The sequence below is a fragment of the Streptomyces sp. NBC_01549 genome, from assembly GCF_026339955.1.
Taxonomy (GTDB): domain Bacteria; phylum Actinomycetota; class Actinomycetes; order Streptomycetales; family Streptomycetaceae; genus Streptomyces.
The window spans coordinates 4,991,163-5,017,595 of the sequence record NZ_JAPEPW010000001.1 but is presented as its reverse complement, the minus strand read 5'-3'; the positions used below and the strand labels follow the sequence as shown (position 1 = coordinate 5,017,595).

Genomic DNA, 26,433 nt, shown 5'->3' with positions numbered 1-26,433 from the left:
TTTGGATCGCGACCTGCGGTCGACGCGCTCTCCGCGGGCCCCTGTCGTCGCAGCGTGCTGTCCAAATGCCCACCCCCTCCGCGAGGGTCCGAGCACTTGCGATGCGGCCTGCGAACTTCCCCTCCAGAGAGGGGGGGTAGATCGGTAACGACCTGCGAGTTTCGGAGCCCTCCGCGAGGGGGGTCGTTGGGATTCCACCTGCGGTTGGAGACCCCCGCCAGGGTCCGGACGGGACCAGACCCTTTTGGGATTTGACCTGCCATCGGAGCCCTCCCGAACCCCCCTCGCGGGGAGGGGGGCATTTGAGGAACACGCTGGCAACTCTTCGCCTCCCAGACCCCCTCACGGGGAGGTCTTGATTTGGGATTCGACGTGCGCGTTCAGGCTGCCGCTGGCACTGCCCGGCGGGTCTCCTTGAGGCGGGCGAGGGCGACCGCGTAGGGCTGCCCGTCGGGGACGAAGAACGCCGTCCCGATGGCGTGCTCGCGGATCCATGCGGACCGCTCCGCGTTGATCTCGTCGATGGGGCGCGCCTTCTCGCACGTCTCGCCGTAGCTGCGCCACTTCGGCTCGAGGCACAGCCCGCACGTGTACGGGTCGTCGAGGTCCGATCCTCCGCCGTCGAACATCCACAGATGCCCGTGGGCGTCGAGGGCGTCGGCCGCGAGCGGGGTCGCGGTGACGAGGCTCGAGCCGGTCCCCGGCTGCTGCACCCAGATCTTGTACGTGCCGGGCCGGACGCGGTCGGCGATCACTTCCATGTCCGCGGCGAGCCCTTCGGCGTCCCCACAGCGGCGCCCCGCTTCCGGCGCGTCCGGGGCATGCCCGCAGCCGATGCAGTGGGAGCCCGCCGTGGGGTGCTCGGAGAACAGGTGTCCGTTGCTGTCGATGGCCTTCATGCCTTCACCCACCAGTTCTCGACGAGGTTCGTCGCGTGGTCGCGGACGGCACGATCGGCGGCCGTCTTCATCTTCCGGCCCGCACGGGCCGTCTCCGTCTTGATGGACCGCTCGACAGCCTCCGGGCCGTCGTCGTGCGACAGGGAGCCGGCGAAGACGCCCATCTCCTCGACGTAGGCGCGGATCGCCGCCACGGCCAGGCGCTCGAAGTCGGGGACCGTGGGGTCGCCGCCGAGCCGTTTGGCCTTCAGGTAGGCGGCGACGCGGCTGGAGGCCGTCTCGAGCGCCCCGGGCTGCGGGGTGCCGTAGGGCTCCTCGTCGACATCGATCAGGTCGTACAGGTAGTGCGGGCCCGTCTCCTGGATTTCCCAGACGACCGGCATCCGGTCCCGGTACAGCTCCAGGATCGCGGCGTGCTCCTCCGGAATCTCGGCGAGCTTCCCGTCCTCCTGCGGGTAGAACATCGGCGGCGTCTTCATGCCGTCACCCCCGGGGCGGGGTAGGCGCGGTCGATGGCCCGGTAGAGAGCTTGAACGAGTTCCATCAGGGATCCGTCACCGTCGACGGGCCCGGCGGCCAGGGTCGCCATCGCTTCGCCGCTCTGCTGCAGTTCCAGGCAGTCCATCAACGCGATGCTGCCCTCGGTCCAGTTGCGGATCTGCTCAACCGTCCAGGTGTCGGGGTGCCCCTCCTCGCCGCGGGCGGTGGTGGCGGCGAAGTCGAGGGCTCCCGCCAGCTGGTCGCGGGTGACGGTCACGCGGAGCGTCAGGGTGACGTGCGGCTCGTCGTAGGCGTCGACCATGGTCGTGGTCGCTGCCGGCGGAAGGGCGGCAGACGCCCCGGACTTCTTCAGGGGGATGGTCATGACTGCTGCTCCTTCGCTTCGACCTGCGCCTGCAGTTCGTTAATGCGGGCCTGCATGAGGGTCATCTCCGCGGCCATGACGACCGGGGACGTCACCTCGCGCGGCTGGCCCTGCTTCAGCGCGTACAGGAAGCGGCGCACCTGGATCTCGGTCAGCTGCTCGTACATGGCGTCCAGCGCTTCCTGGACCGGCATGGAGATCCGGCCCCGCTTCACCTCGCGCCAGCGGGCGACGGTGCGGGTGGCGCATCCGAGCTGCTCCGCCATCTGGTCCTGCGTGTACCGCAAGGTCAGGCGCAGGGCGTCGGCCTCGAGGCCATGCCAGGTGAAGATGAACGGCTTCTCTTCGTGCGGGGCGTTCATCACGCTGCCCTTTCGTAGAGGTTCGGGTCGGCGGGCCAGTCGAGGCAGGCGCGGCGCCAGTCGGCGTGCTTGCGGACGCGCTCGAGCAGGAGGTAGGCGATGGTCCACGGGAGCGCGTCAGCCTTGGCGTTGTTGCAGGGCTCGCATGCAAGGACGAGGTTGTGCTGCCAGCCCGTGCGCCACAGCGAGTAGGGGATGAAGTGGTCGAGGGTCGGGCGGAGTTCCTCGGTGAACGGGGCCCGGCAGTACAGGCACTGCCATCCCTGCCGCTTCCGGGAGGCGATCGACTCGATGAGCCGCTGCCGGCCCGCGGCCGTCTTGGCGTTGATGCCGCGAGTCATCGCCCGCCACCTCCCTCGAGGATGCGGTCGAGGAGGGCGGAGAAGTGGCGGGCGCCGTACCGGTCGTCCGTCGCGCGGGCCGCGATCAGGCGGTCGGCAACCAGCTCGGCGGACGGCAGGGGCGTCGGGCGGTAGATCCGCATCGCCGCGTCCTCCGTCGGGCGGGCGATCGTCGAGGCGCTCACGACTGCTCACCCCGCAGGCGGAGCGCCTCGGCCGCGACGAACGTCAGGACCCGCTCGGCCGAGCGCAGGCCCTCCAGCAACTGGGGAATGTCCTCGGCGGTGAAGTCCTCGACGCAGTCCAGCTGTACGGACACGACCGGGTCCGGCTCCGTGTGGAGCTCGAGGTACGGGGCGTGGGAGATGTGGGCCTGCAGCAGCTGCACACGGCCCCGGCTGTCGGTGTGCGCCGCAGCCTTCACGGTCACGCTGTTGTGCGTGATATCCGAGCGGTAGACGGGCGGCTCGCCCTCGTGGCCCCGGCACCACCCCGGCTCCGGGATGGTGACCGGGCCGCGGTCGACGGTCTGCAGCGTGACCGTGCGGGGGGCGCTCACTTGCCCTCACCCCGCTCGGCGTCGAGGGCGGCGAGCAGTCCGCGGACACGGCAGTTGAGTGCCACGGCGGCCTTCAGCATGTCCCTGTCGTCGTGGATGTTGAGGACGGCGGTCTCGTCGAGGATCCGCCGGGTGACGGCGATCTCGACGGCGAGGGACTCGGGAGCCGGGGTCGTGTCATCCGGGCCGTACAGCGGGTCATAGGAGGCGCTCATGCCCGACCCCCGCGGACCCGGCGCAGGGCCTCGTCCATGTTCGGGTCAGAGTCGGGCGTGGGGCGGTTGTGCAGGCGAGCCGTGCGGGCCATGTGCCGAAGCTCGGACGCGAAGCCGATCACGTCGTCGGCGAGCTTCTCCGCCATCTCCGGGGTGAGGCAGGCGAAGTTGGTCTCGTCGTCGAGGACGATGTGCGCCTCCCGCAGCCGCGTGTCCTCGGCGGTCGGGTCGGTCTTCAGCATCGCCATCAGGACGTGCACGATCCCGCGGCTGTCGAGCGAGTGGGTGACGATGCTGGTGTCGTTGGTGCTGTGGGTGATGTCCTCGACGCTCACCTCGGGCTCGCCAACGTGGTCGACGACGCACCAGGTGGGGCACTCGATGTAGACGATCGCCGAGGTCGCGTTCCTGCGGCCAACCTTGGCGGGCACCAGCTGGTAGCCGGGCGTGATCGCGGGGAACGGGGTGACGTTGGTGGTCACAGCGTCACCGCCAGCTCGCTCGCCGGGATGCCGCGGTCGGTGAGGTACTGCGAGAAGGCGGCGCGGGAGACGCGGATCGTGCCGCGACCGGTACCGACGCGGTACGAGGCCAGACGGCCAGCCTTGATCTCCACGTAGACGGTGGACTTGTCCACCCGCAGAGCGGCGGCGATGTCCTTGACTCGGAGCGGCCTCTTGCGCTCCGGAGCCTGCTCAAGGGCAGGCGAGGTAAGCTCAACGTGCATCTGAGACCTCAACTCTCTGGGTGCGTGGCCTCAGCGGGCACGGTGTTACGAGCACCGTGAACATCCCGTTGGGGCCTTCTGCGTGTCTGACTTGCGCCGAACTGCCGAAGCGGCGGGCACAGGACTAGGATGTTCTAGAACACCTAAGGAAGTCAACAAACTTCCAGAACATTCTAGAAGGGAGAAACTCTCAATGGTTCGAGACGCCTCAGGTAAGGCGCCGTACCGCCGCATCGCAGACCAGGTCATCGGGCGCATCGACAGTGGTGAGCTGCAGCCAGGCGACGCTGTGCCGTCCGTGAGTCAGATCATGGAGACTGAGAGCGTCAGCCGAGCCACGGCGGCACGTGTCCTCACTGAGCTCCGCTCCGAGGGGTACGTCGTCGCCACACCAGGCGTCGGCACCGTCGTTGCCGCACGTAAGCCGCTCACGGCAGGCGCAACTCGGCTGACGCTGGTGCGCGCCGGGGGCGATGGCTTCCGCGATGGCGAGCGCGTCGAGATCATCGCGGCAGAGCTGACATCTGCCCCCGAGGACGTCGCCGACTCACTCGGAATTCAGCCGGGGGAGCCGGTCATCCGGCGCCAGCGCCGGTATATCGACGACGAGGGCGTGAGCGCCCTGTCGACGTCTTGGCTCGCGGGATCACTCGCCGAGGCAGCGCCGGAACTGATTCGGGCTGAACCACTGCCCCGAATGACCTTCGCTCTGGTCGAGGAACGAACGGGCCGGCGCGTAGTGCGCCGCCGAGACACCGTGACGACGCGCCCCACGCCCGACGATGCCGCGGAACTCCTCGATGTCGCACCAGGAACCATCGTGCTCGTGATGACCAATCAGTACTCGGATCAGAACGGCGACATCACCGAGTACGCGGTTGACCTCCACCCGCCGGGCCGAACCCTCTCGGCTGAGTACGACGTCGGGGAGGGGGCGTGACCGAACAGCCGTCCGCCTAGTGGAGTCAGGCGGGACACAAAACGACCCCTGCCCGGACTTCACTGGACAGGGGTCGCGTTTTTGCTCCGTGTCTCACGCATATCTCACAAGCTGTGTGCGCGAGAGTCATTCGATGGCGTCTGACCTGGGGAAACGAGTTCTTCCTCTATCCCTGTGTACATGATGGACAGCCGGTATGGTGGCAGACGTGTCGTACGTAGGCCCTGACTTCGATCCTCCCGGCCCCCGCCGCTCCCGGCGCGGGCCGATGACCGTGGCGATCGCCGCGCTGGTGCCGGGGGCGCTGGTGGGGTGGCTGGTGTGGCAGGCGGTGGGGGACTCGGGCGGCGGAGGCAGTACGTCGGCCCGGTCGACCGCCTCGGCCCGCGCACCCGGGTCCTCGTCCGCGGCACCAGGGTCCTCCTCCACGGCGCGGACACCGACCGCGTCCGGGACGGACGACGGCAAGCCGCCGAGCTCGACCCTCTCCGGCCCCGCCACTTCCGCCGCCTCGGACCTGCCCGCCGTCGCGGGCTCCCTCAAGGGCAAGGTCGTCGTCATCGACCCGGGCCACAACCCCGGCAACTTCCAGCACTCGGCCGACATCAACCGCAAGGTGAACATCGGCACGAACTGGAAGGAGTGCGACACGACCGGCACGTCGACCAACGCGGGTTACTCGGAGGCCCGGTTCACGCTCGACGTAGCCCGCCGGCTGCGCACGCTGCTGCAACAGGAGGGCGCCACGGTGAAGTTGACCCAGGACGGCGACCGTTCCTGGGGCCCGTGCGTCGACGAGCGGGCCCGGATCGGCAACAGCGCGCACGCCGACGCGGTCGTCTCCATCCACGCGGACGGCTCCGCGGCCGGCAACCGCGGCTTCCACGTCATCCTTCCCGCGTCCGTCCACTCCGGCGCCGCCGACACCCGCGCGATCGTCGCCCCGTCCCGCGATCTGGGCGAGCGCATCGCGGGCAACTTCGTCCGCGACACCGGCAGCGCGCCCTCCAACTACATCGGCGGCGGTACCGGACTCGACGTCCGCGGTGATCTCGGCGGTCTCAATCTGTCAACGGTTCCGAAGGTGTTCATCGAGTGCGGCAACATGCGCGACAGCAAGGACGCCGCGTTGCTGACCAGCGGCGTATGGCGGCAGAAGGCGGCGCGTGGGATCTCTGAGGGAATCGTGAGTTTCCTGCGCGGGTAGTGATCGGCGCATCGAACCCGACGGACACCCTGATCGGACGGGCGATAGTGTCGTCCCTACGATGAGGGGCCACCCCCCGAACGCTTCACACCAGGGCCTGACGGCGACATGGTGTCAGCGACGCCTCCACCGACGACGAGACGACTGACGAAGGACCTGAAGTGAATATCCGCTCCCTCACTCGAGGCGACGGCGTGGTGATCGGAGCAGCGGTACTGCTGTTCATCGCGTCGTTCCTCGACAATTTTTCGGTCGACGGGGTCTCGAGCAGCGTCGACATCCCCAGCGCCTGGTCGAACGGGCCGCTCCTGCTGAGCGTGGTCCTGGCCGGCATCATCGGGGCCGCACTGGTCGTCGTCTCCCACGGCCTGCCGCAGGTGCCCAAGATCGTCGGACTCGATCTCGGTCAGTTCGGCGTCGCGTTCACGGTATTCGCCGCGTGGAGCGCGCTCGGGAACCTCTTCGACCCGGTGGGCGGCGCCGCCAGCGGGGACAATGTCAGCGCCGGCACCGGCCTCGTCCTCGCCTTCATCGCGACGCTGATCATGGCCGGCGCCGCGATCGCCACTCCCCTCGTCCCGGCCCTGCAGGCCGCGCTCGTCCCCGCTCCCAAGCCGGCCGCGCCCCAGCCCTACGGCGCCCAGCCGCCCGGGGGTTACGGCTACCCCGGTGCCCAGCAGCCGGGTCAGCCCTTCGGTGGTCAGCCACAGCAGGGGCAGGTGTTCGGCGGTCAGCCCAGCCAGCCGCAGCAGGCGCCGACCCCGCAGGCACAGCCGCCCGCCGGTGACTTCTCGCCGTTCTGGTTCGCCGTGCCGGTGCCGCGTCCGCTGTTCTCGGAGGACGGTTCGCAGGCGCCGATCGCCGAACTCGCGCCGGGCACCTGGTACCTGGCCGTGGAGCAGCGCGGTGCGAACCTGGTGGCGCAGACGCAGGACGGCCGTCGCGGTGTGCTGCAGGACACCTCGGGGATCCAGCGCGGCTGACCTGCCGCTTCCGCGCCCATGCGGCCTCCCACGGCCCCTCGTCCTTCCGGGCGGGGGGCCGTTGCCGTACAGTCGGCTGGCGCGTGCACATGACTGACGCATCGTCAGAACCTAACTCCTGGAGGGTTCATGCGGCTCGGCCTCGCACTCGGCTACTGGGGGCGCGGTCCCTCCGCGGACCATCTGCCGCTCGCCCAGGAGGCGGAGCGGCTCGGGTATCACTCCGTGTGGACCGCCGAGTCCTGGGGCTCGGACGTCTTCACCCCGCTGACCTGGATCGCCGCGCACACGACCCGCATCCGGCTCGGCACGGCCGTGGCGCAGATGGCCGCCCGCTCCCCCACCACCACCGCGATGCACGCCCTCACCCTCGACCATCTCTCGGGCGGGCGCGTGATGCTCGGCCTCGGACTGTCGGGACCGCAGGTCGTGGAGGGCTGGTACGGGCGTCCGTTCCCGAAGTCGCCGCTGACCGCGACCCGGGAGTACGTCGATGTCGTACGCCAGGTCCTCAGGCGGGAGGGGCCGGTCGAGCTCGACGGCCGCTTCCACCAGTATCCCTACCGGGGCGACGACGGCACCGGGCTCGGCAAGCCGCTGAAGCCGATCACGCATCCGCTCCGCGCCGACCTGCCGATCCTGCTCGGCGCCGAGGGGCCGAAGAACATCGCGCAGACGACCCGGATCGCGGACGGCTGGCTGCCGCTGTACTGGTCGCCGACCCGCCCGCGGGCCTACGAGGCCGCGCTGAGCGAACTGCCCGCCGACTTCCTCGTCGCGCCCATGGCCCATGTCCGGGTCTGCGACGACGTCGCCGAGGGACTGCTGCCCGTGAAGGCGATGCTCGGCTTCTACATCGGCGGGATGGGCCACGCGGCGCGCAACTTCCACGCCGATCTGATGGCACGGATGGGGTTCGAGGAGGAGGCCCGGCTCATCCAGGAGCTGTTCCTCGCCGGACGCCGCCAGGAAGCGGTGCTCGCCGTCCCGGACGCCTTCGCCGACGAGATCTCCCTCGTCGGACCGCGTGAACGCATCGCCGAGCGGCTGGAGCTGTGGCGCAAGGGCCCGGTGACAGACCTGCTGGCGCTGTCACCGGACCCTCACTCGCTACGGGTTCTCGCCGAGCTCAACTCCTAGGAACGGCAAGGCGATCGGGGCTCAGCCCTTGGCCAGCTGTGAGGAAGACGGCACCTTGTCGGTGACCGGGGCTCCCGCGCTCTTGCCCGCTTCCTTCACCTTGTTGATGATGTCGTCGAAGGAACCCGCGGTCGCGTCCGTCGAGTCGCCCTTGCGGAGCTTGGACGGCAGGTTCTTGAGGGAGTCGATGCCGGCGCTGAGCGGGGCGAGAGCCTTGGAGAGAGTGGGGTCGCCCTCGGCGTTCCTCTTCGCGGCCTTGAGCCGGTTGTACGCGAACGTGCCGGCCAGGGCCGCCTTGACCAGGGCGAGTTTGCGGCCCTTGGCGCCCTTCTTGAACTTGTCGGCCTTCCAGGGCTTCACGATCCACTGGTAGGTGGCTCCGGCGGCGAGGCCCGCGTTCGCCACGAAGCGGGTCTTGGAGAGCTTCTGTTTCTCCACGGTGCTGCTGCTGGACGGGGTGGCGGCCGCCGCGACGGCGGTGTCCTTGGTGGCGCTGCTGCCACTGCCGCAGGCCGTGGCGCCACCGAGCAGGGCGCAGCAGACGGTGAGCGCCACAACGAGGCGCCGCATCGGTACGGGCACGGGGTCCTCCGGGGAAGGGAACGGTTCTCCCGTTTCCGGGAGACACGGCTCTTCCAGCAGGCTCACCCGAACGCGGTCGCCGCGCCACTCGAGCGACGCGTCCGGGTTCCGGTCCCCGCGGGTTTCATCCACGGATACACGGCAACCCGGAGGGCATGTCCCCTCGATATCGCAACGGTTCCAACCAAGCGGGCACGGTCATCGCGATCGTCGCCGACGTGATGGCCGTCATCCTCGGCCTGTGGATCCTGATGTACCTCCTGGACGCGAACCGGGCCAACGACCTGGTCCAGTTCGTCCACGACGCGGCGAGCTGGCTGGCCGGCTGGTCCCGCGACCTGTTCACCTTCGACAGGGCGTGGGCACGTGTGGTCGCGGGTTACGGCCTGGCCGCCGTCGTGTACCTCTTCATCGGCCACGCCATCGCCAACCGAATGCACCGCCACTGAGCCGGCACCGCCCGACTGCCGACCGGGCTCTTCGCCCGACTGCCGACAGGGCTCAGCAGCACTCCGCTTCGAGCCCCGGCGGCAGACGCTCGCCGCCGAAGACCGCGCAGGTCGGCTCGTCGCCGCCGAGCGCGGCGACGGCGAGGAGCAGCGAGCCGGCCGTCCAGCTGGTGAGTTCCTCGGGCCAGATCGTCCGGGCGTCGAAGACATAGCCCGTCCAGTAGAGGCCCGTCTTCGGGTCGCGCAGGTGCTGGATGGACTGGAGGATCTCCAGGGCGCGGTCGGATTCGCCCACGGCCCACAGTGCCAGGGCGAGTTCGGCCGACTCCCCGCCGGTCACCCACGGGTTGGGGACGACACAGCGGACGCCGAGACCGGGGACCACGAAGCGGTCCCAGCCCTCCGCTATCCGGGACCTGGCCTCGGCGCCGGTCAACGCGCCGCCGAGCACCGGGTAGTACCAGTCCATCGAGTAGCGGTCCTTGTCGAGGAACCGCTCGGGGTGCCTGCGGATCGCGTGCCGCAGCGCGCCGACCGCCAACTCCCAGTCGGGCTGCGGCTCTTCGCGTTGCTCGGCGATGGCGAGCGCGCAGCGCAGCGCGTGGTGGATGGACGAACTCCCGGTCAGCAGACCGTCCTCGACCGCCGTGCCGTCGTCCTCGCGCTTCCAGCCGATCTGACCGCCGGGCTGCTGGAGGCGCAGCACGAACTCCACGGCCGCGTAGACCGCGGGCCACATCCGGTCGAGGAAGGTGTCGTCGCCGGTGGCGAGGTAGTGGTGCCAGACGCCGACCGCGATGTAGGCGCAGAAGTTGGTCTCGCGGCCGCGGTCGGTGACGTCGTCCGCGTCCCCGTCGGCGTAGGCCGCGTACCAGGATCCGTCCTGGTTCTGGTGCCGGGCCAGCCAGTCGTACGCCCGCTCGGCCGCCTCGTGCTCCCCCGCCGCGTCCAGTGCCATGGCCGCCTCGGTGTGGTCCCACGGGTCGAGGTGGTGCCCGCGGAACCACGGTATGGCGCCGTCGGGTCGCTGCACCCCGAGGATGGCCCGCACCGTGGCGGCTGCCTCCTCGGCGGTGAGGACCCCGGGCAGGACGAGGTGTTCTGTCCGGGGCGTGGTCACGAAGCGTCCACCGCGGCGGTGTCGAGGGGCAGGTGGGGCTTGGTCGCGTACGCCACGAAGCTCTTGCCGATCAGCGGGTTCAGCGCGTTCTCGGCGACCCGGGTGGCCAGGGGCTTCTTCATGATGTCCCAGACCAGCAGCTTGTGGTAAGCCCGCACGGGCAGCACCTTGTCGTTGTCGACGCCGAAGGCGCACTTCAGCCACCAGTAGGGGCTGTGCAGGGCGTGGGCGTGATGGGTGCCGTACGGCTTGAGCCCGGCCTCCTTCATCTTGCCCAGCAGTTCGTCCGCCTTGTAGATGCGGATGTGGCCGCCCTCGACCTCGTGGTACGCGTCGGACAGCGCCCAGCAGACCTTCTCCGGGCCGTAGCGCGGCACGGTGATCGCTATGCGCCCGCCCGGCTTCAGCACGCGCACCATCTCGGCGAGGACGCCCTTGTCGTCCGGGATGTGCTCCATGACCTCGGAGATGATCACGACGTCGAAGGAGGCGTCGGGGAAGGGCAGTGCGAGCGCGTCGCCCTCCATCGCGGTCGCGGTGGCGCCGACCGGGGCCTCGCCCGCCTCCTTCATCGCCGCGAACCACTTGGCGACCTCGCGGATCTCCTCGCCGTTCTGGTCCAGCGCGACGACCTGGGCGCCGCGCCGGTAGCACTCGAACGCGTGCCGGCCGGCACCGCATCCGAGGTCCAGTACGCGGTCGCCCGGGGCGAGCGGGAACCGGGAGAAGTCGACGGTCAGCACGTGGCCCTGCTTTCACGGTCGGAGGTGGGGGTGACGCCCGTCGCCGGGCCGAAATCTACGGGGCCGTGGGTGGGAACACCGCCCGCGACGGTGCCCGCGGCGACCGTGGCGCCGTCCGACGCGGCGGCGGCGCGAGCGGGGACGGTCGGTACGGCGGGCGCGTGCGTGGCGACCTCCGGTGCGACGTCCGTCCGGTCGGTGGTGGTCTTGGCGGGCGCGGAGCGGACGGGAGTCGGGGCCGCGGCGCGGCCCGGGGTACGGGCCGCCGCGAGGGCCATCGCCTCGCGGTAGTGGGCCACCGTGCCCTCGGCGGCGCGGGCCCAGGTGAATCGGTCCAGCACCCGCGCGCGTCCGGCGGAGCCGAGCCGTACCCGCAGTTCCGGGTCCCCCAGCACCCGGCTCAGCGCGGCGGCCAGCGCCCCCGAGTCGCCGGGCGGAACCGCGAGGCAGGTCTCGCCGTCGGGTCCGGCGACCTCCGGGATCGCCCCGCCGGTGGTGGCCACCAGCGGCGTCCCCGTCGCCATCGCCTCGGCGGCGGGCAGGGAGAACCCCTCGTACAGCGAGGGCACGCAGGCGACCTCGGCGGACCGTACGAGGTCGACGAGTTCCGCGTCCGAGATGCCCTTGACGAACTCGACGGCGCGCTCGAGGCCGTACCGCTCTATGGCCTGGTCGACCGGGCCGTCCTCGGCGCGCTTGCCGACGACCACGAGGTGCGCGCCGGGGTGCTCGGTGCGCACCTTGGCGAGCGCCTCGACGAGGTGGATGAGGCCCTTGAGGGGGACGTCCGCGCTGGACGTGGTGACGATGCGGCCCGGTACCTGCGGCACGGACGGATCGGGCGAGAAGAGGTCGGTGTCCGCGCCGATGTGCACGACGTGGACACGGTCCCGGTCGACGCCCAGGTGGTCGACGATCTCCTGTTGCGAGCTGCCGGAGACGGTGAGCACGGACGGCAGACGGCGCGCGACGCGCTTCTGCATGCGCGTGAAGGCGTACCAGCGGCGTACGGACGCGCGGCGCCGGCGCCCCTCGGCCGCGTCGAGCTCCAACTGGCGGTCGACGGTGATGGGGTGGTGGATGGTGGTGACCAGCGGCGCGCCGACGTCGCCCAGCAGCCCGTACCCGAGCGTCTGGTTGTCGTGCACCACGTCGAAGTCCCCGCGTCGGGCGCGCAGATGGCGGCGGGCGCGCAGGGAGAAGGTCAGCGGTTCGGGGAAGCCGCCGGTCCACATCGTGCCGACCTCGACCGCGTCGATCCAGTCGCGGAACTCCTCGCGCTTGGGGGTGCGGAAGGGGTCCGGCTGGCGGTACAGGTCGAGGCTGGGCAGTTCCGTGAGACTGAGGTGCTGGGTCAGCTCAGGGAGGTTCTCGTCCAGCACGGGGTAGGGCTGGGAGCCGATGACCTCGACCCGGTGGCCGAGGCGGGCCAGTTCGCGTGAGAGGTGCCGTACGTACACGCCCTGACCGCCGCAGAACGGGTTCCCCTTGTACGTGAGGAGCGCGATGCGCAGCGGTCCGTCGCCGTCCGTGGCCGCGCCCACTCCGGGGCCCGCCTCCATGGCCTCAGCGGTCACTTACGGCCCCCTTCTCCCTGCACATTCCCGCGAGATTACGTCGGGACGCTAATCTAGAACAAGTTTCAGACTTGATCGTTCGAGGAGGACTGAATCTACCGGCAGGTAGCGCCTCTGTGAGCAGTGGATCAGGTGATCCGCGCCACGACGGAAGCGTCGGGGCGAATGTGTTCTGACCCACGGAAGTGTCTGCCATGCTGTCTCGTCGCTCCTCCAGCTGAACCACGGAACGGGACCCATGCCTGCGGAAGTCAAGGTGGAAGCCAAGTCCGCGCGACCCGCCGCGCAGCCGGCCTCTCCCCCGCTCACCGAGCGGCAGGAGGCACGCCGCCGCCGGATCCTGCACGCGAGCGCGCAGTTGGCCAGCCGGGGCGGCTTCGACGCGGTGCAGATGCGCGAGGTCGCGGAGTCCTCGCAGGTCGCCCTCGGCACGCTGTACCGCTACTTCCCGTCGAAGGTGCATCTGCTGGTCGCCACGATGCAGGACCAGTTGGAACACATGCACGGCACCCTCCGCAAGAAGCCGCCGGCCGGGGACACGGCGGCGGAGCGGGTGGCGGAGACGCTGATGCGGGCCTTCCGCGCCCTGCAGCGCGAGCCGCACCTCGCCGACGCCATGGTCCGCGCGCTGACCTTCGCGGACCGCAGTGTGAGCCCCGAGGTCGACCAGGTGTCCCGGCAGACCACGGTGATCATCCTGGACGCGATGGGACTGGACGACCCGAACCCCGCCCAGCTCTCCGCGGTCCGGGTCATCGAGCACACCTGGCACTCGGCCCTGATCACCTGGCTCTCGGGCCGCGCCTCGATCGCCCAGGTCAAGATCGACATCGAGACGGTGTGCCGCCTGATCGACCTGACGGAGCCGACCGAGAAGTCCTAGGCGTGCGGTCGACGCACGAAGGCATGCGAAAACCTACGAGACGGGTTCCCTTCGCCGGCATGGTCCGGATCAGGTGATGGAGGTCGCCTTCCGGTCCGACTGCTACCTTCAGGCCTCTCAGCCCGACCGTCGACGTCGGCCCCGGCGGAAGTTGCTGCCTCTCGCCAAAGTCGGCTACTCCGGTTGAACTCCCTCACTCGCCTCGTAGGCCACTACCAGAATAGAACACCCCCAGCCGGATGGAACTACCCAAAGGGAAGTTTTTCTGGACTTTTTTCGCGGCCGCGCCCGGCCTCGGTCCCCGCCTCAGTCCTCCGGTGGAAACACCGGCTCCCCGCTGCCCAGCAGCGTGATCATGATGGCCTCCACCGGACAGCTCTCCGCCGCCTCCAGGATCTTCTCGTTGGCGTCGGTCTCCGGTTCGACGGGGTGGGACTGCATGGCGGTGTCGAGCCGGAAGGCGTCCCCGGCACGGTGGACGCACTGGGCGGAGCCGATGCAGACGGAGCGGTCGACCTCGACCCCCCAGCGGTCGCCCATCCTCACGCCTCCCAGCCGGCCGGCAGGTGGATCATCTTGTGCTCCAGGAACTCGCCGTACCCCTCGGGCCCGAACTCCCGGCCCAGCCCCGAGTTCTTGTAGCCGCCGAAGGGGCCGAGCATGTCGAGGCTGAAGGTGTTCACGGAGTACGTGCCGGTACGGACCTGCCGCGCGACGTCGATGCCGTGTGCGACGTCCGCCGTCCAGACGCTGCCGCTCAGCCCGTAGTCGGAGTCGTTGGCGATCTTCACGGCCTCGTCCTCGTCGCCGTACGGGAGGAGACAGATCACGGGCCCGAAAATCTCCTCCCGGGCGATCCGCATGGAGTTGTCGACGTCTCCGAAGAGGGTCGGCTCGACGTACCAGCCCCGGTCGAGGCCATGCGGACGGCCACCGCCGGTGAGGATCTTGGCGCCTTCCTCCTGGCCGATGCGGATGTAGTCGAGGTTGCGCTGCTGCTGGCGCCTGGCGACCAGCGGGCCGACCTGGGTGGCCGGGTCCAGCGGGTCCCCGACGACCAGCGCGCCCGCCGCGGCGGCGAAGGCGTCCGCGAACTCGTCGTAGCGCGAGCGCGGCAGCAGGATCCTGGTCTGCGCGACGCAGGCCTGCCCGTTGTTCATCCAGGCCGCCGAGACGATCCCGGGGACGGCGGTGGCGAGGTCCGCGTCCGGCAGGACCACCGCCGCCGACTTCCCGCCCAGCTCCAGCGTCACGCGGGTGAGGCCCCGCGAGGCCACCTCCATCACGCGCCGGCCGGCCGCGACCGACCCGGTGAAGGAGACCTTGTCGATGCCGGGGTGTCCGACCAGGTACTCGCTGACCTCGCGGTCGGCGGGAAGGATCGACAGGACACCCTCCGGCAGCCCGGCCTCCTTCGCGATCTCGCCCAGCAGATAGGCGTCCAGGGGCGATTCGGGCGACGGCTTCAGTACGACCGTGCAGCCGGTCAGCAGCGCGGGCGCGAGCTTGGCGGCCGCCACGAACTGCGGCACGTTCCACGGCACCACGGCCGCGACCACGCCCACCGGCTCGCGCCGGACGAGGATCCGCCCGAGGACGCCGTCGCGCGTCTCCTCGTACGTGAAGTTCCGCGCGACCGTGAGCGCCGCGTCCCACACCATCATCGCGCCGAGGGCCTGCGCGAGGACGCTCCAGGAGTACGGGGAGCCGTTCTCCGAGGAGATGACCCGGGCGATCTCCTCGTGCCGTACCGCGATCCCGTCCTTGATCCGGGTGACGACCTCGATCCGCTCGTCGAGGCTCATCCGGGGCCAGGGGCCTTCGTCGAACGCCTTGCGCGCGACGGCGACCGCCCGGTCCACGTCCTCGGCCGACGCGTGCGGGACGCGTCCGATGACCTCTTCGGTGTGCGGCGAGATCACCTCAATGACGTCCTTGCCCAGCGGGTCCGTCAACTCCCCGCCGATGAACAGCTGTCCGTGTTCCACGAGCTCGGCCATGACCGCCGCCTCCCCGAGGGGCTTCCCCGACACCGGAACTGCATCCGACACTTCAACCGACACTTCATCTGACGCTTCATCAGATACGAGAACTGATACCAGCTCCCGTCGGCGGAGTCCACGGGCAGGAGCGGAGGGCGAAGGTTGGTTCGAGCACCCAATGGAATCGGTTCTAGTTATAGTTGCGGCAACACGGCGATTGGTGGGAACCCATGACGCAGGTGACCGATCACGGCGGGGGCGTACGGTCGATCAGCGTCCCCATCCCGGACAACCCACTCGGAACGACGCTGGTCCACCTGGTCGACACCGACCTGGGCCCCGTGCTGATCGACACCGGCTGGGACGACCCGGCCTCCTGGGACGCCCTCGCCGCCGGGCTCACTGCCTGCGGTGTCTCCGTCGCCGAGGTGCACGGCGTGGTCATCACCCACCACCACCCCGACCACCACGGTCTGTCGGGCAAGGTGCGGGAGGCGTCCGGGGCGTGGATCGCGATGCACGCGCTGGACACCGCGATCGTGCGGCGGACCCGGGAGAACCGGCCCGACCGCTGGTTCTCCTACATGGCGGACAAGCTGGCGTCCTCGGGCGCCCCCGAGGAGCATGTGGCCCTGCTGCGCGAGGCCCGCACGGCCCGGCTCTCCACCGGTCTGCCCGCCTTCACCCCCGCGCTCCCCGACCGCGAGATCGTCCCCGGCGAGCTCCTCGACCTGGCGGGCCGCCGCCTGCGCGCGATCTGGACCCCAGGCCACACACCCGGCCACGTCTGCCTCCACCTGGAGGAGACCCACCCGGCCGCTCTCCCCGGCAACGGCCGCCTCTTCTCCGGCGACCACCTTCTCCCTCGGATCACTCCGCACATCGGCCTGTACGAGGATCCCGACGACGCCACCGTCACCGATCCTCTCGGCGACTATCTGGACGCCTTGGAGCGCGTCGGCCGCCTGAACCCGGCCGAGGTGCTCCCAGCCCATCAGCACGCCTTCACCGACGCGCCGGGCCGCGTAAGGGAGTTGCTCGCACACCACGAGGAGCGGCTCACCGGCCTGCTCGCCCTCCTGTCGGCCCCGCTCAACGCCTGGCAGCTCGCCGAGCGCATGGAGTGGAACCGCCCCTGGGACCAGATTCCCTTCGCCTCCCGCAACATCGCGGTGTCGGAGGCCGAGGCCCATGTGCGCCGCCTGGTGAAACTGGGCCGGGCGGGGGCGGTGACGGGGAGCGCTCCGGTGACGTACGTGGCGCTGTAATACGTTGGAGAGGGCAAGCGCGGAGCTGATAGCAACAGCTCATAAACCCTCTCGAACGGCTTCTCGCCGAGCGCGCCCGCGAGCGCCGTCTGCTCGCCCACACCGGCACCGCACTCGCCGACGATCTCGCCCTGGTGCTGTGCCAGCCCACGGAGGCGACGGTTCCGGCGCCCGTGCCGTGACCGTGCACCGCTCAGTGAAGCAGCGCCCGGATCAGCTCCTCGGCGTCACCGAGGAACTGGACCTCACGGGCACTCATGGTCGGATTGGCGGCCCGCCGTGCCCGCGCCTCGGCGAGCCCTTCCTCGGTCACCCGGTCCGCGTTCCCGTCGAGCATCGCGACCAGCGTCTCGCGGGCCACCTCCGCGTAGACCTCGCCGCCGACGGCGACCTGCGCGAGGATCACGGCGGACATGCCCCAGTCCAGACCGGGCGGCCCGTCCTCGGCATTGGACCAGTCGATGACCTTCGGGCCGTCCGGGGTGAGCATCACGTTGTCGGGGTGCAGATCCAGGTGCAGTACGCGGACGCCGGCGTCACCGGAACCCCGGCCGGGCACGGCATGCAGCGCGCTCAGCAGCCCGGCGAGTACGCCACCGCCCTCCCGCGCGCCGATCTCCCCCGTCTCGAACGCCTCCAGCATGGTCGGCCCCGAAAGCCGTTCCATCACCATCTCGGCCCGCGTCGCCGCCCGCACCGCGGGCACCGGATACCCGTGCCCGCGCACGTACTCCATCACCGCCGCCTCGGCCGCCGCGTCCCCCCACCCGTCCCGGTCCCGCCGCACCACCCAGCCCCGCTCCCCCTCCACCTCGAAGACATCCGCCGAACGCCCCGAACCGATCAGTCTCCCCGTCCGCATGGCTCCGAACCTATCCACCGTCACAGCCACTCCTCAGGCGATTCCTACGGGCCGGTACAGTAAGCAGGTCGTCATCACACCCGTACGCGGAGAAGCCGGTGCAATTCCGGCGCTGTCCCGCAACCGTGAGCCACCCGCTGGGTAGTAAGCCGGATCGCCTCGTCCGGGACGTGACCGGCTCGTGCCACCGGCAGCCCGTCGGTGGCCGGCACCGTCGAGGCATACGGGGCCGGAGTCGCTCGGGGCCAAGCCTGCGCCCGGTGCTGCCCGGTTCCCGCAGGGAGAGTCATGATTGTTCGCCGCAGCGCCGCGGTACTGGCCGCCACCGTAGTGATCGGTACGGCCCTGACCCCGGCCGCCCTGGCCGAAGGCGCCTCGCCCTCGCCTTCCCCGGCGATGCCCTCCGGCCTCTACGGCACCACCGACCCCACCTATGACGGCGTCTGGCGGCAGTCCCTCGCGCTGCTCGCCCAGCACACCGTCGGCGTGCGGCCCGCGGCGAAGGGCGTCGACTGGCTGGCCGGGCAGCAGTGCGCGAACGGGGCGTTCGCGGCGTACCGCGCCGACGCGTCGGCGAAGTGCGACGCCAAGACGATGGTCGACACCAACAGCACCTCGGCGGCCGTGCAGGCCCTCGCCGCGCTCGGCGGCCACGACGGCGAGACGGGCAAGGCCGTCGCATGGCTGAAGTCCGTACAGAACAAGGACGGCGGCTGGGGCTACACGCCGGGCGGCGCGAGCGACGCGAACTCCACGTCCGTGGTGATCGGGGCGCTGACCGCGGTGGGCATGAAGCCGAACGATGTCTCCAAGGGCGGCAAGTCGCCGTACGACGCCCTCGCGAAGCTGTCGATCCCGTGCGGCGAGGCCGACGGGGGCGCGTTCGCCTACCAGCCGGACAAGAAGGGCAAGCTCGCGGCCAACGCGGACGCGACGGCGGCGGCCGTGGTCGCAGCCCTGGGCAAGGGCCTCGCCGGTGAGCCCCTGAAGCCCACCGCCGATCCTCTCTCCTGCGAGACCGCCGACAGCGCCGGGCGTGCGGCCCAGAACGGCGCCGCGTACCTCGTCAAGGCGCTCGGCAAGGACCAGCACCTCATGTCGGTGATGCCAGGCGCCAAGGACCAGCCCGACTACGGCAACACGGCGGACGCGGTCGTCGCGCTCGCCACCGCCGGGCACGGCGACAAGGCGGCCGGCGCGATGCGCTGGCTGGAGGCCCACTCCGCGCAGTGGGCCGAGCAGAGCGGACCCGCCGCGTACGCGCAGCTGATCCTCGCCGCCGACGCGCAGACGTCCGACCCGCGCGACTTCGGCGGCCGGGACCTCGTCGAGCAGCTCAACGCCACCGGCCCCGCGCCCGCGTCCCTCCCTGCCGAGCCCACGGCCTCCGCATCCGCCGGGGAACACACGAAGAAGGACGACAAGGGCGGCGTCAGCGTCTGGTGGATCATCGGCGTCGGTCTCGTCGGCGGCATCGGCATCGGCTTCCTGATCAGCGCCCGCAACAAGAAGCAGCAGCCGTGAGCCGTCGCCGGACGTGCGTTCTGGTCCTGTCCCTGCTCCTCCTCGTGCTCGGTACGACGGTGGGGCAGGCCCAGGCCGTCGGCTACCGCTACTGGTCCTTCTGGGAACTGACGGGCGGGAAGTGGACGTACGCGACCCAGGGCCCGTCGACCGCGCGGCCGTCCGACGGCGACGTGCAGGGCTTCCGTTTCGCGGTGAGCGCGGACTCGCAGGACGCCTCCAAGCCGCGCGGCGACGCCGACTTCGCGTCCATCTGCGCGAAGACGCCGGCCCAGGCGGGCCGCAAGCGGGTGGCCCTCGTCATCGACTCCGGCACGACCGCGGACGCCCCCGGCGGCGAGACGCCGCCCGCGCCGCGGACGGTCTGCGCCCGCGTCCCCGCCGACGCGACCACGGCCGAGGCCCTCGCCACGGTGGCCAAACCCCTCCGCTACGACACCAACGCCCTCCTGTGTGCCATCGCGGGCTACCCCGCAACGGGCTGCGGCGACCAGGTCACGACGTCACACACCCCGAGCCCCACCACTGCCAAGCCCAAGACCAAGGCCGATGCGGCCGAGCACGGCCCGTCGCTGGGCCTGCTGGCGGGAATCGCCGCGGTGGCGGCGCTCGGCGGGGCGGCAGTCTGGCAGACCCGCCGCCGTCGGCCCTGAGCACGGGGACCGCCGATGACACGCACGCCGCGGGCCAACCGCTCCAACGCCCTGCCCCCGGGAGCCTGGTGGATCTGGGCCCTGGGCCTGGGAACCGCCGCCTCCCGCACCACCAACCCCCTCCTGCTCGCCCTCCTCATAGCCGTGGCCGGATACGTGGTGGGCGCCCGCCGAACCGACGCCCCCTGGGCCCGCTCCTACACCGCGTTCGTCAGACTCGGCATCACCGTCCTCGGCATCCGGCTGGCGTTCGCCGTCTTCCTCGGCTCCCCCATCCCCGGCACCCACCTCCTCCTCACCCTCCCCGAACTCCCGCTCCCCCACTGGGCCCAGGGCATCCGTGTCGGCGGCCGGGTCACTGTCGAGGGCCTGCTCTTCGCGCTGTACGACGGCCTGAAACTGGCCACGCTCCTCATCTGCGTCGGCGCGGCGAACGCCCTCGCGAACCCGGCACGGCTGCTGAAGTCACTCCCCGGCGCCCTGTACGAGGCGGGCGTCGCGGTGGTCGTCGCGCTGACGTTCGCGCCGAACCTGATCGCGGACGGCCGGCGACTGCGCGCCGCCCGCCGCCTGCGCGGCCGCCCCGACCGTGGACTGCGCGGTCTGCTGCACGTCGGACTCCCCGTCCTGGAGGGCGCGTTGGAGCGTTCGGTCGCCCTCGCGGCGGCGATGGACGCGCGCGGCTACGGCCGCAGCGCCGAAGTTCCACCCGCCGTCCGCCGCACGACCACCGCCTTGACGCTGGGCGGTCTGCTCAGCGTCTGCGCGGGCACCTACGGAGTGCTGACCGCCGAGGGCGGCACCTACGGCCTGCCCGTGCTGCTCGCGGGAGTGGCCGCGGCGCTCGGCGGGCTGTGGCTCGGCGGCCGCCGTTCGGCCCGCACGCGCTACCGCCCGGACGTGTGGGGCGTACGGGCCTGGCTGGTGGCGGGGTCCGGTGTCGCGGTGGCCGCCGGACTGATCGTCTCCGCCACGTACGACCCCGCGGCCCTGAGCCCCGGTGTCCTCCCCTTGACCGCTCCCTCCCTGCCCCTGTGGCCCGCGGCCGCGATCCTGCTCGGCCTGCTGCCCGCCTTCGTGGCCCCGGCCCCCCACGCACCACCCCGCTCACAGGAACCTTCCCCTCCCAAGGACCCCTCATGATCCGCTTCGAGGATGTCTCCGTGACGTACGACGGGGCAGCCGAACCCACCGTCCAGGGCGTGGACTTCGAGGTCCCGGAGGGTGAACTCGTCCTGCTCGTGGGGCCCTCCGGCGTCGGCAAGTCGACCGTGCTCGGCGCGGTGTGCGGCCTCGTCCCGCACTTCACGGGCGGCACCCTGCGCGGCCGGGTCACGGTCGCCGGACGGGACACCCGCACCCACAAGCCGCGCGAGCTCGCGGACGTGGTCGGCACGGTGGGCCAGGACCCGCTGTCCCATTTCGTGACGGACACGGTCGAGGACGAACTCGCCTACGGCATGGAGTCGTTGGGCATCGCACCGGCCGTGATGCGCCGCCGCGTCGAGGAGACCCTGGACCTGCTGGGCCTGGCGGACCTCCGCGACCGCCCGATCGCCACGCTCTCCGGCGGCCAGCAGCAGCGCGTCGCCATCGGCTCGGTCCTGACCCCCCACCCTCAGGTCCTGGTCCTCGACGAGCCCACCTCGGCCCTGGACCCGGCCGCCGCCGAGGAGGTCCTCGCCGTTCTGCAACGCCTCGTCCACGACCTGGGTACGACCGTCCTCATGGCCGAGCACCGCCTCGAACGCGTCATCCAGTACGCCGACCAGGTCGCCCTGCTCCCGTCCCCGGGCGCCGCGCCGCTCCTCGGCACCCCGTCCGAGATCATGGCCGTGTCCCCGGTGTACCCGCCGGTGGTGGACCTGGGCCGGCTGGCCGACTGGTCCCCGCTCCCCCTCACGGTGCGCGACGCACGGCGCAGGGCGGGGTCCCTGCGGGAGCGGCTCACGGAACTCGTACCCACTCCGAGGACCCCACAGCCGAGGACCCCGCAGCCGACAGCCCCGCGGGCGACGGTTCCACGGGCGACGGCCCCGGCCTCGATCGAGGCCCTCGCCGTCCGCCACGGCCGCGTCGAGGCGCTCCGGCGCGTCGACCTCACCACCGCCCCCGGCGAGATCATCGCGCTGATGGGCCGCAACGGGGCCGGGAAGTCCACCCTCCTCGGCACGCTGGTCGGCCTGGTCCGGCCGGCCGCCGGTTCGGTCCTGGTCGGGGGCGCGGTCCCGCACCGGACGGCACCGCGGGACCTCGTACGCCGGGTGGGTCTCGTACCGCAGGAACCGCGCGACCTGCTGTACGCCGACACGGTCGCCGCGGAGTGCGCGGCGGCCGACGAGGACGCGGGGGCCGAGCCCGGTACCTGCCGGGCCCTGGTGTCCGAGCTGCTGCCGGACATCGGGGACGACACCCACCCCCGCGACCTCTCGGAAGGGCAGCGGCTGGCGCTCGCGCTGGCGGTCGTCCTGACGGCCCGCCCCCCGCTCCTGCTCCTCGACGAACCGACCCGCGGCCTGGACTACGCGGCGAAGGCCCGTCTGGTCACGGTCCTGCGCGGCCTGGCCGCCGAGGGTCACACGATCGTCCTGGCCACCCACGACGTGGAACTCGCCGCCGAGCTCGCGCACCGTGTCGTCGTCCTCGCGGACGGCGAGATCGTCGCCGACGGCCCCACGGCCGAGGTGGTCGTGGCCTCCCCCTCCTTCGCCCCCCAGGTCACGAAGGTGCTCGCGCCGCAACCGTGGCTCACGGTCACCCAGGTCAGGGAGGCCCTCGCATGACGACACCGCGAGCCCGTCCCCAGGCCGGAGCCGTCCGCCTCGGGCCCCGCTCCCTCGCCGCCCTCTGCCTCGTGAGCGCCGTCGGGGTCGCCGGGTTCGGCTGGCCGCTCTTCGCCGATCCCACCTCGCAGGTCGCCGCGCACGCGCAGGACGCGCCCTGGCTGTTCGCGGGGCTGCTGGTACTGCTCGTCGCCGTCGTCACGGCGACGATCTCCGAGTCCGGGCTCGGCCCGAAGGCGGTGGCCATGCTCGGAGTGCTGGCCGCGACCGGCGCCGCGCTGCGGCCGATCGGCGCGGGGACGGCCGGGATCGAGCCGATGTTCTTCCTGATGGTGCTGAGCGGCCGGGTGCTCGGACCGGGGTTCGGGTTCGTGCTCGGGTCCGTGACCATGTTCTCCTCCGCGCTGCTCACGGGCGGGGTGGGACCGTGGCTGCCGTTCCAGATGCTCGCGATGGGCTGGTTCACGATGGGCGCCGGGCTGCTGCCGGGCCCCGACCGGCTGCGCGGGCGCGGGGAACTGGCCCTGCTCGCGGCCTACGGATTCTGCGCCGCCTTCGCGTACGGCACGGTCATGAACCTGGCCGGCTGGCCCTTCATGGACGCGCTGGCCTCGAACGTCGCCTTCGACCCGCACGCCGACGTGCCCGCCAACCTGGCCCGTTTCCTCGCCTACTGCCTGGCCACCTCCCTCGGCTGGGACCTGGGCCGGGCCGTCGTCACCGTCGTCCTGACCCTCACGCTCGGCGCGACCCTCCTCAAGGCGCTGCGCCGGGCCACGCGGCGGGCCGCCTTTGAGACCCCGGTCACCTTCGAACCCCGGTGACGTGCGGCCCAGGTCACACCACTCGGACGCGCCCCGTATCCACCCGCACACCCTCTGTCAGTCGCGGGGTGAAGCAGCCCACAGGGCCCACGTCACATACGAAGCGGGTTCGTAGTGCCAAACGTGTGGCATGCACGCGTCGTCAACCCCTCTGACCTGGGGTTTGAGACCCAGGTCACACAAGGGACGTTTCCCCCGGATGCGACCACCACTAGTAAAAGGGGTCATTGCGGACGCCCCCTGAGCCTGTTTCTCTGGAGCAGTCGTCAGGCGCCACGAGCCCACCCGGGCCGCGGCGCCGATGTACGCCCCACCACACGTCGTGTGGTCACGGCGTACCGCGGCAGCCCTGTTCCCGAAGAGAGGTTCTCCGCGTGTCCGTCTCCTTCATCCGCCGCTTCGCCACCTCCCCGAAGAAGGTCCTCACCACCGCCGCCGTGGCTGCCGCCACCACCGGCATGGTCCTGGCCGCGGCCCCCGCCCAGGCCGCCACCAGCCAGGCCTCCTCCGCTCAGGCCGTCGCGCACCGGATGATCCCGGACGCCGCGCAGTTCAGCGCCTTCAGCAAGATCGTCGAGCACGAGAGCGGCTGGAACCCCAGCGCCACGAACTCTGCCTCCGGCGCGTACGGCCTGGTCCAGGCCCTGCCCGGCTCGAAGATGTCGGCCGCCGGTTCCGACTGGAAGACGAACCCGGCCACCCAGATCAAGTGGGGGCTGGACTACATGAACTCCCGCTACGGCAGCCCTGCCGCCGCCTGGAACTTCTGGCAGGCCCACAACTGGTACTGAGCGGCCCCCCGGGTAACCCCCGGCGCCCTCCAGCACCGCATACGCGAAGGCGGCGGCCCCCCGATCCCCGGGGCCGCCGCCTTCGCCATGCCCGTCGCACCGATCGATCCGCACGAACCGATCGATCTGCTGGAATGGATCGATCCGCTCGGTCTAATCGGCTTGCTCGGCCTGCTCGATCTGCTCGATCTGCACAGTCTGCTCGTAGAAGTGCTGCCGCCGGCCGACGAGCCGCTCGTACATCTTCCGTTGCTCGGCGACGTCGTCCTTGTTCTTCTCCAGCTCGTCGAGCCACTCCCGCTTGATCTGGTCCAGGAACGCGCGCCAGTCCCCGCTTCCCTGCGCCTTCCCCAGCTCCCGCAGCTCCACCAAGCGCTCGTTGTGCTTCAGCCCGCCGGTACCGACCTTGTCCCCCTTGTGTCCGTGCAGGACCGACTCGGGGTTGGCCGTGGCCTCGGTGGACCGGGCGTTGTGCACATAACCGACCGGACTCTCGGCATGGGGTTTGATCGTCTCGATGCCGACCAGCAGAGAGCCGTCCTTGCTCGCGGTCGGCGGGGTGAAAATCAGCAGCATGTGGCCGTACGAGCCGTTCGGCAGGACCACGTCGCCGTTCCAGTCCCGCGAGCCGAACCCGCCGCCGGATATGTCCATGCCCATGAGCTGCGGACGCTCGGGCCCGACATGGGGCACGGCCGGCGTCAGATAGTTCGCGACGGACGCGCCGATGCCGCCCTTCTCCTGGAACTTGCCCGGCTCGCCGCCCTCCTTGTTCTTCTCGATGGCGGTGCGGTGCGTGGCGAAATCGCGCTTGTCGACGAACTGCGCGCGTCGGCCCCGGTCCGTGACACCCAGGAAGTCCGTCAGCGACTGGGGCGACTCGCCCCCGCGCAGAGCGGGGATGCGGATGTTGACCCGACCGCCGTGGGCGAGCGCCCGCACGACGTCGCCCTCGCGGTAGTCGACGTGCGCCGCCACGCCCTCCTGCGGGTCGTAGGTCTTCAGCCCGTGCTGCAGCAGGAGCAGGACGGAGGTGAAGACGTCACGGGCCTTGGCGTCCTTCGCGGTGTGCTTCGCCGTCTCGGGCTTGTCCGCGTCGGGGTGCCGGCGTTCGGCCGCGAGTCCGGCCGGGTGCAGGGTGTCGACCGCGGTCTGACGGATCTGCTCGTCCCGTTCGGCGCGCAGAGGCCGCTTCTCCTCCTCCGGGACTCCGGGAGCCTTGGTGGTCATGAAACGGCCGAGGGTGTAGTCCGGGGCGATCGGGGTGGGCGCGCCCGCCGCGCGCGTGCCCGGCGCGTGCTTCTGGAAGGCCAGGGTCGCGGCGAGGATGCGTTTGCCCGGGGCGTTCCTCAGCCAGTCCTTGTGGTCGCCCTCGATGTAGTCCTCGGACTCCTTGAAGGTGCCGATACCCACCTTCGCGAGCCACTGGGGGTTCACCTCGGAGAGCGTCCTGATGTCCTCCAGATCCTGGGCACCGAACAGCTCGCCGCTGATCACCCGGCGCTCCAGGGTGCGCTTCAGGCGCATCGGGCCGTCCGGCATCCAGTGCTCCGGCCACCACGTGCCCGGCGCCAGGGGATTCGTCTTCATCTTCGCCACGACGACATGGCCCTCGATCGACCGGCTCAGCCGTGTGATCACGGCCGCGCCCCGGCGGTCCTCCTGAGCGGACTCCTCGACAGCGGGAGGCGCGCTCGTGCTCGCCTCCCCCGCCCTCTGCACGGTCACGGACGCCGCCCGGTTGCCCGCCGTGCGCTGGATCGCCGCCATCTCGGCGGGGGTTCTGGGCGCGGCGTCCGACCCGGTCCGGGTCCGGTGGGGGCCCGGGGAGGCAGGGCGTGGCAGGGGCGCGGTACGTGCCGGTGATCCCGCCCTTGAGCGCCCGCCCTCGCCGTACTGCCGCCTGTCCATACGTCCCCTCCACCCACCTCTTCATCCGCCGGGCCCACGCCGTACGTCCGAACACCCGCTTCCGTTGTCCCCCGAGGTGTAGAGAGCCATGGTGACGCCGGGGCGCGCCCGGACGGAAGGACACAGGGGGCAGCGCACAGGACCTCGCGGGCACGGCTGTCCCCGGGGCGCGGCGCACCGGACGAACACGCGGAGTGCCCCCGATGTCCGAGACCCCCCCCGCGGCCGTGGTGGGCTTGAATA

The 26,433-nt window shown here is 71.1% G+C and carries 31 protein-coding genes and 2 riboswitches; of the genes, 13 read left to right on the top strand and 18 right to left on the bottom strand.

The annotated features are described in order from the left end of the window. Positions 1–380: 380 nt before the first annotated feature. From OG819_RS22300 to OG819_RS22255, 10 genes are read right to left on the bottom strand one after another with little or no spacing between them, the layout of a single operon-like run. Complete coding sequence (locus tag OG819_RS22300; protein ID WP_266650973.1) at positions 381–899, bottom strand: hypothetical protein; 519 nt, start codon at positions 897–899, stop codon at positions 381–383. Beyond that, complete coding sequence (locus tag OG819_RS22295; RefSeq protein WP_266650972.1) at positions 896–1,378, bottom strand: hypothetical protein; 483 nt, start codon at positions 1,376–1,378, stop codon at positions 896–898. The genes OG819_RS22300 and OG819_RS22295 overlap by 4 nt, the downstream gene beginning before the upstream one ends. Further along, complete coding sequence (locus tag OG819_RS22290) at positions 1,375–1,764, bottom strand: hypothetical protein (protein ID WP_266650971.1); 390 nt, start codon at positions 1,762–1,764, stop codon at positions 1,375–1,377. Before OG819_RS22290 ends, OG819_RS22295 begins: the two co-directional genes overlap by 4 nt. Continuing rightward, the gene (locus OG819_RS22285; protein ID WP_266650970.1) at positions 1,761–2,126 is read right to left on the bottom strand and encodes a hypothetical protein; all 366 of its coding nucleotides are present in this window, start codon (positions 2,124–2,126) and stop codon (positions 1,761–1,763) included. The genes OG819_RS22290 and OG819_RS22285 overlap by 4 nt, the downstream gene beginning before the upstream one ends. Continuing rightward, positions 2,126–2,467, bottom strand: coding sequence for an HNH endonuclease (locus OG819_RS22280; RefSeq protein ID WP_266650969.1), 342 nt, complete (start codon positions 2,465–2,467; stop codon positions 2,126–2,128). Before OG819_RS22280 ends, OG819_RS22285 begins: the two co-directional genes overlap by 1 nt. After that, the gene (locus OG819_RS22275) at positions 2,464–2,652 is read right to left on the bottom strand and encodes a hypothetical protein (protein ID WP_266650968.1); all 189 of its coding nucleotides are present in this window, start codon (positions 2,650–2,652) and stop codon (positions 2,464–2,466) included. Before OG819_RS22275 ends, OG819_RS22280 begins: the two co-directional genes overlap by 4 nt. After that, entirely contained in the window at positions 2,649–3,026 is a 378-nt protein-coding gene (locus tag OG819_RS22270; protein WP_266650967.1) for a hypothetical protein, read from the bottom strand. The genes OG819_RS22275 and OG819_RS22270 overlap by 4 nt, the downstream gene beginning before the upstream one ends. Continuing rightward, a complete protein-coding gene (locus OG819_RS22265; protein WP_266650966.1) occupies positions 3,023–3,241 on the bottom strand; it encodes a hypothetical protein in 219 nt (72 codons plus the stop codon). The genes OG819_RS22270 and OG819_RS22265 overlap by 4 nt, the downstream gene beginning before the upstream one ends. Then, the gene (locus OG819_RS22260; RefSeq protein WP_266650965.1) at positions 3,238–3,723 is read right to left on the bottom strand and encodes a hypothetical protein; all 486 of its coding nucleotides are present in this window, start codon (positions 3,721–3,723) and stop codon (positions 3,238–3,240) included. The genes OG819_RS22265 and OG819_RS22260 overlap by 4 nt, the downstream gene beginning before the upstream one ends. Beyond that, the gene (locus OG819_RS22255) at positions 3,720–3,968 is read right to left on the bottom strand and encodes a helix-turn-helix domain-containing protein (RefSeq protein ID WP_266650964.1); all 249 of its coding nucleotides are present in this window, start codon (positions 3,966–3,968) and stop codon (positions 3,720–3,722) included. Before OG819_RS22255 ends, OG819_RS22260 begins: the two co-directional genes overlap by 4 nt. A 193-nt stretch (positions 3,969–4,161) precedes the next feature. Between OG819_RS22255 and OG819_RS22250 the strand changes: the two genes are divergently transcribed. The 4 genes from OG819_RS22250 (at position 4,162) to OG819_RS22235 (ending at position 8,238) form a co-directional block, all read left to right on the top strand. Beyond that, a complete protein-coding gene (locus OG819_RS22250) occupies positions 4,162–4,908 on the top strand; it encodes a GntR family transcriptional regulator (protein ID WP_266650963.1) in 747 nt (248 codons plus the stop codon). 208 nt (positions 4,909–5,116) lie between these two features. Next, the gene (locus tag OG819_RS22245; protein ID WP_266650962.1) at positions 5,117–6,115 is read left to right on the top strand and encodes an N-acetylmuramoyl-L-alanine amidase; all 999 of its coding nucleotides are present in this window, start codon (positions 5,117–5,119) and stop codon (positions 6,113–6,115) included. A 161-nt stretch (positions 6,116–6,276) separates the two neighbouring features. Then, a complete protein-coding gene (locus tag OG819_RS22240) occupies positions 6,277–7,098 on the top strand; it encodes a hypothetical protein (RefSeq protein ID WP_266650961.1) in 822 nt (273 codons plus the stop codon). A 129-nt stretch (positions 7,099–7,227) separates the two neighbouring features. Next, on the top strand, positions 7,228–8,238 hold the full coding sequence (locus tag OG819_RS22235; RefSeq protein ID WP_266650960.1) for an LLM class F420-dependent oxidoreductase: 1,011 nt from the start codon (positions 7,228–7,230) through the stop codon (positions 8,236–8,238). A 21-nt stretch (positions 8,239–8,259) separates the two neighbouring features. Here OG819_RS22235 and OG819_RS22230 read toward each other — a convergent pair whose 3' ends face one another. Continuing rightward, positions 8,260–8,820 carry a hypothetical protein gene (locus OG819_RS22230; RefSeq protein WP_266650959.1) on the bottom strand — a complete coding sequence of 187 codons (561 nt, stop codon included), beginning with the start codon at positions 8,818–8,820 and terminating at the stop codon, positions 8,260–8,262. A 155-nt stretch (positions 8,821–8,975) separates the two neighbouring features. On the opposite strand from OG819_RS22230, the gene OG819_RS22225 reads away from it, so the two are divergent. Continuing rightward, positions 8,976–9,269 carry a hypothetical protein gene (locus OG819_RS22225; RefSeq protein ID WP_266414344.1) on the top strand — a complete coding sequence of 98 codons (294 nt, stop codon included), beginning with the start codon at positions 8,976–8,978 and terminating at the stop codon, positions 9,267–9,269. A 52-nt stretch (positions 9,270–9,321) separates the two neighbouring features. Here the strand turns inward: OG819_RS22225 and OG819_RS22220 are convergent, their stop codons facing one another. The 3 genes from OG819_RS22220 to OG819_RS22210 are packed head-to-tail and all read right to left on the bottom strand — an operon-like array spanning position 9,322 to position 12,709. Continuing rightward, positions 9,322–10,389: a prenyltransferase gene (locus OG819_RS22220; RefSeq protein ID WP_266650958.1), complete on the bottom strand. Its 1,068-nt coding sequence runs from the start codon at positions 10,387–10,389 to the stop codon at positions 9,322–9,324. Then, positions 10,386–11,132: a class I SAM-dependent methyltransferase gene (locus tag OG819_RS22215; protein WP_266624395.1), complete on the bottom strand. Its 747-nt coding sequence runs from the start codon at positions 11,130–11,132 to the stop codon at positions 10,386–10,388. The genes OG819_RS22220 and OG819_RS22215 overlap by 4 nt, the downstream gene beginning before the upstream one ends. After that, complete coding sequence (locus OG819_RS22210) at positions 11,126–12,709, bottom strand: glycosyltransferase (RefSeq protein WP_266650957.1); 1,584 nt, start codon at positions 12,707–12,709, stop codon at positions 11,126–11,128. The genes OG819_RS22215 and OG819_RS22210 overlap by 7 nt, the downstream gene beginning before the upstream one ends. A 238-nt stretch (positions 12,710–12,947) precedes the next feature. Here OG819_RS22210 and OG819_RS22205 point away from each other — a divergent pair, with 238 nt between their 5' ends. Continuing rightward, positions 12,948–13,592, top strand: a complete 645-nt coding sequence (locus OG819_RS22205; protein WP_266624399.1) for a TetR family transcriptional regulator — start codon at positions 12,948–12,950, stop codon at positions 13,590–13,592. A 29-nt stretch (positions 13,593–13,621) separates the two neighbouring features. Further along, positions 13,622–13,797: riboswitch (TPP riboswitch) on the bottom strand. A 101-nt stretch (positions 13,798–13,898) separates the two neighbouring features. Here OG819_RS22205 and OG819_RS22200 read toward each other — a convergent pair. Continuing rightward, positions 13,899–14,132 carry a ferredoxin gene (locus OG819_RS22200; protein WP_266414332.1) on the bottom strand — a complete coding sequence of 78 codons (234 nt, stop codon included), beginning with the start codon at positions 14,130–14,132 and terminating at the stop codon, positions 13,899–13,901. Positions 14,133–14,134: 2 nt separating this feature from the next. Further along, entirely contained in the window at positions 14,135–15,592 is a 1,458-nt protein-coding gene (locus tag OG819_RS22195) for an aldehyde dehydrogenase (RefSeq protein WP_266650956.1), read from the bottom strand. Positions 15,593–15,804: 212 nt separating this feature from the next. Between OG819_RS22195 and OG819_RS22190 the strand changes: the two genes are divergently transcribed. Next, positions 15,805–16,842: an MBL fold metallo-hydrolase gene (locus OG819_RS22190; RefSeq protein ID WP_266650955.1), complete on the top strand. Its 1,038-nt coding sequence runs from the start codon at positions 15,805–15,807 to the stop codon at positions 16,840–16,842. A 193-nt stretch (positions 16,843–17,035) separates the two neighbouring features. Here OG819_RS22190 and OG819_RS22185 read toward each other — a convergent pair whose 3' ends face one another. Continuing rightward, a complete protein-coding gene (locus OG819_RS22185) occupies positions 17,036–17,704 on the bottom strand; it encodes an aminoglycoside phosphotransferase family protein (RefSeq protein WP_266650954.1) in 669 nt (222 codons plus the stop codon). A gap of 48 nt (positions 17,705–17,752) precedes the next feature. Continuing rightward, positions 17,753–17,881, top strand: a riboswitch (cobalamin riboswitch). Between the two features lie 111 nt (positions 17,882–17,992). Here OG819_RS22185 and OG819_RS22180 point away from each other — a divergent pair. The 6 genes from OG819_RS22180 (at position 17,993) to OG819_RS22155 (ending at position 24,279) form a co-directional block, all read left to right on the top strand. Further along, positions 17,993–19,228, top strand: a complete 1,236-nt coding sequence (locus OG819_RS22180) for a prenyltransferase/squalene oxidase repeat-containing protein (RefSeq protein ID WP_266650953.1) — start codon at positions 17,993–17,995, stop codon at positions 19,226–19,228. Further along, positions 19,225–19,881: an SCO2322 family protein gene (locus OG819_RS22175; RefSeq protein ID WP_266650952.1), complete on the top strand. Its 657-nt coding sequence runs from the start codon at positions 19,225–19,227 to the stop codon at positions 19,879–19,881. The genes OG819_RS22180 and OG819_RS22175 overlap by 4 nt, the downstream gene beginning before the upstream one ends. 15 nt (positions 19,882–19,896) lie before the next feature. Continuing rightward, positions 19,897–21,024, top strand: coding sequence for a CbiQ family ECF transporter T component (locus OG819_RS22170; protein ID WP_266650951.1), 1,128 nt, complete (start codon positions 19,897–19,899; stop codon positions 21,022–21,024). Next, positions 21,021–22,664: an ABC transporter ATP-binding protein gene (locus OG819_RS22165; RefSeq protein ID WP_266650950.1), complete on the top strand. Its 1,644-nt coding sequence runs from the start codon at positions 21,021–21,023 to the stop codon at positions 22,662–22,664. The genes OG819_RS22170 and OG819_RS22165 overlap by 4 nt, the downstream gene beginning before the upstream one ends. Next, the gene (locus OG819_RS22160) at positions 22,661–23,488 is read left to right on the top strand and encodes an ECF transporter S component (protein ID WP_266650949.1); all 828 of its coding nucleotides are present in this window, start codon (positions 22,661–22,663) and stop codon (positions 23,486–23,488) included. The genes OG819_RS22165 and OG819_RS22160 overlap by 4 nt, the downstream gene beginning before the upstream one ends. 374 nt (positions 23,489–23,862) lie before the next feature. Beyond that, the gene (locus OG819_RS22155) at positions 23,863–24,279 is read left to right on the top strand and encodes a transglycosylase SLT domain-containing protein (protein ID WP_266582247.1); all 417 of its coding nucleotides are present in this window, start codon (positions 23,863–23,865) and stop codon (positions 24,277–24,279) included. A gap of 153 nt (positions 24,280–24,432) precedes the next feature. Here OG819_RS22155 and OG819_RS22150 read toward each other — a convergent pair whose 3' ends face one another. Beyond that, complete coding sequence (locus OG819_RS22150) at positions 24,433–26,049, bottom strand: PE-PGRS family protein (protein WP_266650948.1); 1,617 nt, start codon at positions 26,047–26,049, stop codon at positions 24,433–24,435. Positions 26,050–26,433 lie beyond the last annotated feature (384 nt).